Genomic DNA, 8,315 nt, shown 5'->3' with positions numbered 1-8,315 from the left:
ATCCGCACCGAACGTCGAGCTGACATCCACGAAGCCATCCTCAGCCTCGCTTGCTCGATCATCTGCCTCCGCAAACTCATTCTGAACTGATCCCTTAGCCTGCGGTTCGACCACGAAAAAGAGGCCGTCGACGTGACGGCCTCTCCGCGGGTGAATGATACGTGTGTCCGAAGGGCGACCTGCACACTGTTCACCCGCCTCGACCTTGATCCCGCCACGCGCAGCCACTGGTCAGCACGTACACGATCGCCGTGAACACCGCACGAGCCTCCGCCGGAGCCGTCCCGCCCCCGGCCACGGGCCTTCACACCCGCTTCTCGGCGTGCACGTGACATGAGTCGGGGGTCGTGAGCCGGCACCGCTGTACCTGGGCAGGGAGCGCACGGCGACCCACCGGCCACGGCGGCTGGTGCCCGCCTGCCGGCGGCGCGTGCGCCCAGACTCCGGTTGTGCGCGCGTGTTCCTTTCCCCATGCGTGCGGCCCCCGGCGCCGAAAGCCGGCTCCGGGGGCTTGAAGGTGTGGCACGTTTGCTTACCGGTTCCCCGGCCCGTGTCCGGCCGGCGCCGCGAAGTGGTAGCGGCCGGCGTGATGGGCGCCCAGCGCCGTCGCGCAGGGCAGGCACGCGAGTTTGCGGGTCTCGATGATGGAGCCGTCCATCGGCGCGAGACCCGCGAGGTCCCTGATGGACTGGTGTCCGATGCGGACACACGATTCGCAAACGCCGGCGCCGCAGGTCGTGCACACCCCGATCGCGGGCAGGTCGTCGCTGTTGCTTGCACAGTCGAGGCAGCGCATCGGCTTTCTCCTTGTTCGTGTGGGTTTGACGGACTCCTCCAGTCTCGCGACGTCGCCGGCTCCGGTCTGCACTGTCAGCGGCCGTTCTCCTTTCCAGGTAGCCGGTACGGTCGGCGGTCCTGGTGCGAGGGGACCGGACCGGCCGAGTCAAGGACGGCGGGTGGCCGGTGCGCCGCCTGGCGGAACGCACCAGCCTGCTCAAGAGCCCGCGCCACCAACTCGATCCCGCTCGTGTTCGACTCCTCCGGTACCCGCCGGCACCTCACCGGGCGCGGGATCCACGGACACGTCGGAGCCGGCACCCTGTCCTCGGCGAAACGGGCGGCGTGCCGACCGACCAGGTCTTGGCGATCGGCGGATCGCGGCGATCGTCGCGCCGACCGCCGTGTTCAGGCCCGGGCTGAGGAGCCGGAACAGCAGCACGGCGGCCAGCGCGGGATGGGTCGGGCTGCCGTGTGCCACGAGCACCGTGGTGATGGCGGCCTCCGTCGTCCCCACGCCGGCCGGTGTCACGGCCAGCTCGGTAGTCACCACACCGGCGACGTAGGCGAGCACGAGCGCGCCGGGCGACGGCAGCGCGGCGCCGGCGGCGAGCAGGCACAGCGCCAGGCATGCGGCGTCGGCACCCCAGTTGATCGCCGACCAGGTCACCGCGCACAGCCAGTGCCGCCAGGCCGGCCGGATGCCGTTCAGTGCCGACGCGGCGGCGACAACCCGCTCGCGTCCAGTGTGGACGGGCCGGCGCAGCAGCACGTTGAGCCGGCCCAGCACCGCGGACGCGCACCCGATCACCGGGCGCGGATGTCGCGCCGCCCACCGGACCAGCGCGATCAGCCCGGGCACCGCCGTGACCTCGACCGCGCCGAGGACCACCGTCACGGCATCGAGGTGGCCCGCGAGCGTGAGCACCGCGCTGCCGACCAACGCGATCGTCGCGGTCGACACGGCACCGGAGACGACCAGCGCCCACGCAGCCGAAGCCTCCGCCACACCGCGAGCACGCAGCTGCCGGTAGACGTAGGCGATCGCGAGCGCCGGTCCGCCGGGCAGGCTGCTGCTGACCGCACCGCCGACGTAGGTCACCGCCAGGTAGTCCCCGGTCCGGGGCCTCGTCGCACCCGCCGCGCCGAGCAGGACCCGGTGCAGCTGCGCGATGGCGAGCACGGACACCACCTCGACGAGCACCGCGGCCGCCAGCCAGCCCGGACGCACCGCGACCAGCACCCGCAGCGTCGCGGTCACCACCGACGGATGGGTCGCCGCGGCAACGACGAGCACACCCGACACGACCGTACCCGCGACCGGACGAACCCAGCGCCGCCCGCTCCGGCGCACACCGTCCACTGTGTCCACTACAGCGTCCCCGCCTCGCGGAGGGCGTCGCCATCCGGGCGTCGCGCCGGGAGGTTGACCGCCTTCACCGCCGGCGGCCGGCGCGGGGTCAGCATGCCAACCTTCCCGGCAGTGCGATCGCCACCGCGAGGCGCCGGCCCCTGCCCAGCGCCGGCTCCCCCGGTGTCGCGCCGAGCATCCGCCGCTCTGGGCCGTCCGCCTGGGACATGGGCGTTTCCTCTCTGCCGGTACGCACCGAACACGTTTCCACCCCGCGGCCGCGCTGCCTTCCCGACCAGCGGCCAATCTCGCTACCGGCTGGCGGTAAGGCACCGGTTCGGGTTGGTGGGTGGACCGGTGCGCCGGCGGCACCGCTCCCGCCGCTGCTCGCCCTCGGCGTCGCGTTCACGGGCGCCAGCACGCCCGGCATAGGTGCAGCAGGTCGTGGCCGGGGCCGGAGGAATTCATCGCCTGATCGTCGTCGGGCAGCACGCCGCGTCCGAGTCGGTCGTCGCCTGGTCGAGCCGGACGCCGCGACGGGTTCAGTGGGGCTGAACACACCCTCCGCGGTTGTGCCGGCCATCCATGGGGCGTGTCTGCCGTGTGGGTGGTGAGCAGGGTTGTGCATCCCGATCCGGGTTCGTTGCCGTCGGCCGCCTATGCGGCGGCAGCCTCAACGCCTTTCACTCCGCGTGGTCCTCGTGCACGGCATTGCCGGCCTGGCCGTGGGATCCGTGGCGCTCGCGCCCGCCATGGTCGTGGCCGGCCATGGCGTCGGGTGATCCGCCCATCATGCGCAGCATGTCCCGGCCGCCGCTGCGAAAGAACCGGACGAGCAGGACGGCGGCGAGGACCAGGAAGGCGATGTCGAGCCAGGTGGTGTAGTTCCACGAGATCCCCTCGGCCGTCACCGTCGCGGAGCGCTGCTCCGGGATCAGGCTGGTCACGCCGAACAGCAGCTCGACCAGGTAGCCGGCGCCCACCATCGCGGCGTAGAAGGTGCCCAGCAGGACCAGGGTCATGCGGGTGCCGTAGTACTTCCGGTAGATGTTCAGGATCGGCAGGATCAGCAGGTCGGCGAAGATGAACGCGACCACGCCGCCGAAGCTGATGCCGGCGTTCCACAGCACCGCGGCCAGCGGGACGTTGCCGATGGAGCAAACGAACGACAGGATTGCCACGATCGGGCCGACGATCGGCCCCCACAGCGCGGAGATCACCGGGTGGTCGGTGAAGAAGAACGCCCGCCAGAACGACTCCGGCACCCACGCGCCGATCGCCCCGGCGATGAGCAGGCCGACCACCAGGTCCCGCAGGATCGCTGCCCACTCCATCACGAACACGTGCGCCACCGAGGTGAACCCGCGCGGCGAGAACAGGCGCCGCCGGAACGAGCCCTCGCCGGTGACCGACATGTCCATTGCGGCGTGGCCCTCCATCGACCCCGCCAGGCCGCGCTCGGCCTGCTCGCAGGCCTTCTCGATCAAGCGCTTACGGACGAAGATCCGGAACAGCAGGGCCAGCAGCACGATCATGATCGGGCCGCCGACGAACTCGGCGGCGGTGAACTGCCAGCCCATCAGCAGCGCCATGATGATGCCCAGCTCGACCACGAGGTTGGTGGAGCCGATCTCGAAGGCCATCGCCGCGGTGAAGTTCGCACCCTTGCGGAACAGCGAGCGGGCCAGTGCGACCGCGGCGTACGAGCACGACGACGACGCGGCGCCCAGCAGCGACGCCACCGCGAGCGTGCGCGGCCGGTCGTCGCCCATCAACCGGACGATCGTGGCCTTGCGCACCACCGCCTGCACCACCGCGGACAACAGGAACCCGAGGATCACGGCCCACAGGATCTCCCAGGTCATCGACCCGGCCAACGCGAGCGCGTGCCCTATCGCGTTCATGTTTGTCGCCCTTCTCGTACCCGGACGCGGGCTTTTCCAGCATCTCAACTGCGCGGGCTCCTTGCATTGCGGCTACCCGGAATCCGGAATTCTCCGTTAGCGGTGACGACGTGCGCCGCCTGGAGCCGCACGATGGAAGGAGACCAGAAAAGACGACGGAGGCGTGATGACGGCCCTCATTCCGGCACCGACCCGTTCGGTGTTGCTCCAGCGGGTGCAGCCCGCGATGACCGGACTCATCGACGGCTCGCTGTCGACGCTGGCGCCGATCTTCGCCGTGGTGCTGGCCACGCACAGCCCGCACTACGCGTTCTTCGCGGGCCTTGCGACCGCGCTCGGCGCGGGCGTCAGTATGGCGTTCTCGGAAGGCCTGTCCGACACCGGCGACCTCACCGGCCGGGGCAACCCCTACGTGCGCGGCGCGCTCACTGGCGCGGGCACGTTGCTGGGCGGGATCCTGCACACGCTGCCGTTCCTGATCCCCCAGTACCAGGCCGCGTTGATCGTCGCGGTTTGCGTGATCGCGTTCGAACTGCTCGCCCTGGCCTGGATCCGCTGGCGCTTCTTCAACACCCGTTTCCTGTCCTCGGTCGCCTCGATCACTCTCGCCGGTGCGATCATCGCCGGTCTCAGCGCGGCACTGGGCGGACTGGCCGGATGACCCCACGAAAGAGCCCGGGGTAGGCGGTCGTAGTAGGCCGGCACGGCGTTGGCAGCTCCGAGCGCGAACACGTGGTCATGATCCGGACGAGTTCGGCGTCATCCTCGGCAACAGCACAGGGGCCCGGTTCGCCTACCCGCTGACCGGAATCGCGGGCGCCGGCTAGATTTCGACGCGTGAGCTCATGACGACGGTGCGGTCGCGGGGCAGGGCAAAGTGCTCGGTGTCGTCGGCGGCGATGGCGGACGTGGCGATGAACAGCCGCTTGCGCCAGGACGCCATGGTCGGCGCGTCGCCGCGTTCGAGCTCGATCTTCGACAGGAAGTACGTCGCCTCGTCGAGCTGTGCCCCGCCCTCGGTCGCGGAAGGGGCGAGTGCGCTCAGCGCGGCGGATAAGTCCGGGGGCTCCCGATAGCCGAACCGGACACAGATGTGGGTGATCCCGTCGTTGTGCCCGAGATCGTCGACGATGAGCCGTTGGTCCGCCGGCACGCGTGGCACCGGCTCGGTCTGAACCGTCACGATCACGACGTGTTCGTGACGCACGTGGTTGTACTCGACGTTGGTCCGCATGGCCAGGGGCACGGTTTGCTTGCCACGGTTGAGGAAGACGGCCGTGCCGGGGACGCGCAGGGGCGACGACCCGTCTCCGCGCATCCGGTCCACGAACTCGCGCAGCGACCCTTCACGCCGCGTGCGCTCCGCGGTGACGATCTCGTGGCCTCGCTGCCACGTGCTCATCACGGCGAACACGGTGCCGCCGATCAGCAGGGGCAGCCACGCGCCGTCGAGCAGCTTGGTGAGGTTGGCCGCGAGGAACAGCAGGTCCACCAGCAGCAGCGGGGCCGCACCGAGGGCGACCAGCCACCGCGGGACGCTCCACCGCCCGCGGGCAACGTAGAAGAACAGCAGGGTGGTGATGGTGATGGTGCCGGTCACCGCCAGGCCGTACGCGTAGGCCAGAGCCGTCGAGCTGCGGAACGCGAAGACCAGCGTGAGGACGGAAACCATCAGCAGCCAGTTGATCCACGGCACGTAGATCTGGCCCACCCTGGTCGCCGAGGTGTGCGTCACGCGCAGCCGCGGCAGGTAGCCGAGTCGGGCCGCCTGCTCGGCGACCGAGTACGCGCCGGTGATCACCGCCTGGGACGCGATGACGGTCGCGACCGTGGCCAGCAGCACCATCGGCAGCCGTCCCCAGACGGGCACGAGCAGGAAGAAGGGGCTGCTGACGGTGGCCGAGGTGTCGAGGATCAGCGCACCCTGCCCGAGGTAGCTGAGCACCAACGCCGGGAACACCATCAACACCCAGGCCCGGGTGATCGACCGCCGGCCGAAGTGGCCCATGTCGGCGTAAAGGGCCTCGGCGCCGGTGACCGCCAGCACGACGGTCGCGAGGGCGAAGAAGGCCGTGCCGAAATGGCCCACCAGGAACCCGAGTGCGTAGGTCGGCGACAACGCCTCGAGGATCTGCGGGTGATCCGCGATACCGGCCACCCCGCACGCGCCGATCGCCGCGAACCAGACGATCATCACCGGTCCGAACACCCGGGCGACCGCCGCGGTTCCCCTGCGCTGGACCAGGAACAACACCACGATGATCACCGCGGTCGCCGGCACGACCAGGTCCGAGAGCGCCGGTTCGACGACCACGAGGCCCTCGACCGCGGACAGCACCGAGATCGCCGGGGTGATCATGCTGTCCCCGAAGAACAGCGAAGCTCCGAAGATGCCCAACCCGGCCAGCATGACGGCTCTCCGTCTGCCACGTCGACCGGCCCACCGCAGTACCAGGGTGATCAGTGCCATGATGCCGCCCTCGCCGTCGTGGTCGGCCCGCATCGCCAGCAGCACGTAGGTGACCGTGACGACGATCAGCACCGACCAGAACACGAGGGACACCACGCCGAACACGTTCTCCGTGCTCACTCGGACCGGATGCGGACCGCCGGGGGCGAACACGGTCTGGAGGGTGTAGATCGGGCTGGTTCCGATGTCGCCGAACACCACGCCCAGGGCGCCGATCACCAACGCGAGCCGAACCGTGTCGCGCGTACCCGGCCGACGGGCCACCGTCGTGGTCAACGCGGTCGCACCGCCTGGCCGGCGGTGCGGCCGACCAGTGTGCCGATCGCCACCCCGAGCACCACGTAGAGAACCGCGTTCGCGAAGTGGCCGGCCACACCGGCGCTCACCGTGGAGGGCCGGATCGCGAAGGCCAGGGTGACCAGCCCCACGATCCAGCCGAAGAACACCATCGGCCGTGGGGCGAGCAGCAGGAGCACGTGCGCGAGCGCGGTGGCCAGCAGGCCGCCCACCGCCGCGAAGACGGCCAGCCCTACGGCGCCCACGTAGCCGGCGTTGCCCGGGGCCATGACCGGAAGGCCGAACACTCCCCGGACGATCAGCACGCCGACGACCGCGACGAGTGCGGCCACCACCGCCGTCGCCACGCCACCGGTCCACAGGCTTCTGGCGTCGACAGCCGAGCGGGGACGCTGCTGGAGCTGTGTGTTCGTCACCATTCCTCCTCGGTCGGCATCCGTGGCGGACAAAGCCGTCTTCACCAGCTTCTCGCGGTGAGCGCGGCCGGGCATCGCAGCCAGCAGGAACAGCCGGATGGGTGCTGGCTGCGACGACGACCCGGCGTTCGCGGGCCAGCCTTGAGGACAGAGCCGAAGGAGGCTGGAATGGACGTCGCGGTATTGGGTATGGGGCGGATGGGCCGGGCGATCGCGGGGCGGCTGCTCGAGGGCGGCCACCGGGTGACGGTGTGGAACCGGTCCCGGGGCAGGGCGGCCGAGATCGTGTCGGCGGGCGGCCGGGAAGCGGACAGTGTCGCCGAGGCCGTCGAGGGTGCCGAGGTCGCGATCACGATCCTGGCCGACGATGCCGCCGTCCGGGCTGTCGCCTTCGGGGAACTGCGGGCCTCGGTCGCCGATCGGACCGTCTACGTGGACTGCTCGACGGTCTCGCCCACCTTGAGCGGCGAGCTGGCTGCCGAGTTCTCCCCTCGTTTCCTCGCCCTGCCGGTGCTGGGCAGCCCGGTCGCGGTGCGGGCCGGCCAGGCCACGTATCTCGCGGGTGGTGACGGCAAGCTCGTCGACCGCCTCGAGCCGGTGCTCGCGCCGCTGTCGAGCACCGTGCGTCGCTACGACACCGCTTCGATGGCCATCACCGCGAAGCTGACGACCAACCTGCTGCTGCTGTCGGAGGTCGTCGCCCTGGCCGAGTCGTTCGCTGTCGGCCGGGCCGGCGGCCTCGGCGACGACCAGCTTCGTGAGCTGCTGGGCGCCAGTCCCATGGTCGCGCCGGGGTTGAAGAACCGCTTCGAGGGTGTGCTGACCGGCTCGCAGGAGGGCTGGTGGACCACCGGGCTCGGCGCCAAGGACGCCGGCCTGGCCATCGGTGTCGCGCACGCGGCCGAGGTGGAACTCCCGTCGGCCGCAGTGGTGCGAAGCCGGTACGAGAAGGCGGCTGGCTCGGGGCTGGACCAGGCCGACATCGCCACCGTGACCAGGCTCTACCGGGCGAGGTGACTGCCTTGGTGCCGGCCGGAACTCCGGTATCCGCCAGCAGGTGACCACGCGGATCACCCCATCAGGACAAGGCTCATCGTTGC

At 70.5% G+C, this 8,315-nt stretch carries 7 protein-coding genes; 2 read left to right on the top strand and 5 right to left on the bottom strand.

Annotated elements, in window-relative coordinates; translation table 11 throughout:
• Positions 1-532: 532 nt before the first annotated feature.
• The 3 genes from AB0M93_RS43430 to AB0M93_RS43420 form a co-directional block, all read right to left on the bottom strand.
• Positions 533-796 (bottom strand): DUF2180 family protein, encoded by a 264-nt coding sequence (locus tag AB0M93_RS43430; protein WP_364285748.1) that lies wholly within the window; start codon positions 794-796, stop codon positions 533-535.
• A gap of 198 nt (positions 797-994) precedes the next feature.
• The gene (locus tag AB0M93_RS43425; RefSeq protein ID WP_364285746.1) at positions 995-2,083 is read right to left on the bottom strand and encodes a lysylphosphatidylglycerol synthase transmembrane domain-containing protein; all 1,089 of its coding nucleotides are present in this window, start codon (positions 2,081-2,083) and stop codon (positions 995-997) included.
• A gap of 728 nt (positions 2,084-2,811) precedes the next feature.
• A complete protein-coding gene (locus AB0M93_RS43420; protein ID WP_364285744.1) occupies positions 2,812-4,032 on the bottom strand; it encodes a permease in 1,221 nt (406 codons plus the stop codon).
• A gap of 163 nt (positions 4,033-4,195) precedes the next feature.
• Between AB0M93_RS43420 and AB0M93_RS43415 the strand changes: the two genes are divergently transcribed.
• Positions 4,196-4,693 carry a hypothetical protein gene (locus tag AB0M93_RS43415; protein ID WP_364285742.1) on the top strand — a complete coding sequence of 166 codons (498 nt, stop codon included), beginning with the start codon at positions 4,196-4,198 and terminating at the stop codon, positions 4,691-4,693.
• A 162-nt stretch (positions 4,694-4,855) separates the two neighbouring features.
• Here the strand turns inward: AB0M93_RS43415 and AB0M93_RS43410 are convergent, their stop codons facing one another.
• Positions 4,856-6,721 carry a KUP/HAK/KT family potassium transporter gene (locus AB0M93_RS43410; protein ID WP_364285740.1) on the bottom strand — a complete coding sequence of 622 codons (1,866 nt, stop codon included), beginning with the start codon at positions 6,719-6,721 and terminating at the stop codon, positions 4,856-4,858.
• A 53-nt stretch (positions 6,722-6,774) separates the two neighbouring features.
• Entirely contained in the window at positions 6,775-7,215 is a 441-nt protein-coding gene (locus AB0M93_RS43405) for a DUF6069 family protein (RefSeq protein WP_364285738.1), read from the bottom strand.
• Between the two features lie 57 nt (positions 7,216-7,272).
• On the opposite strand from AB0M93_RS43405, the gene AB0M93_RS43400 reads away from it, so the two are divergent.
• Positions 7,273-8,232, top strand: coding sequence for an NAD(P)-dependent oxidoreductase (locus AB0M93_RS43400; protein ID WP_364285736.1), 960 nt, complete (start codon positions 7,273-7,275; stop codon positions 8,230-8,232).
• The last annotated feature ends 83 nt before the right edge of the window (positions 8,233-8,315 follow it).

The organism is Amycolatopsis sp. NPDC051102 (genome assembly GCF_040682815.1).
In the GTDB taxonomy this organism is placed as follows: domain Bacteria; phylum Actinomycetota; class Actinomycetes; order Mycobacteriales; family Pseudonocardiaceae; genus Amycolatopsis.
This window is presented reverse-complemented; position numbering and strand designations above follow the sequence as displayed.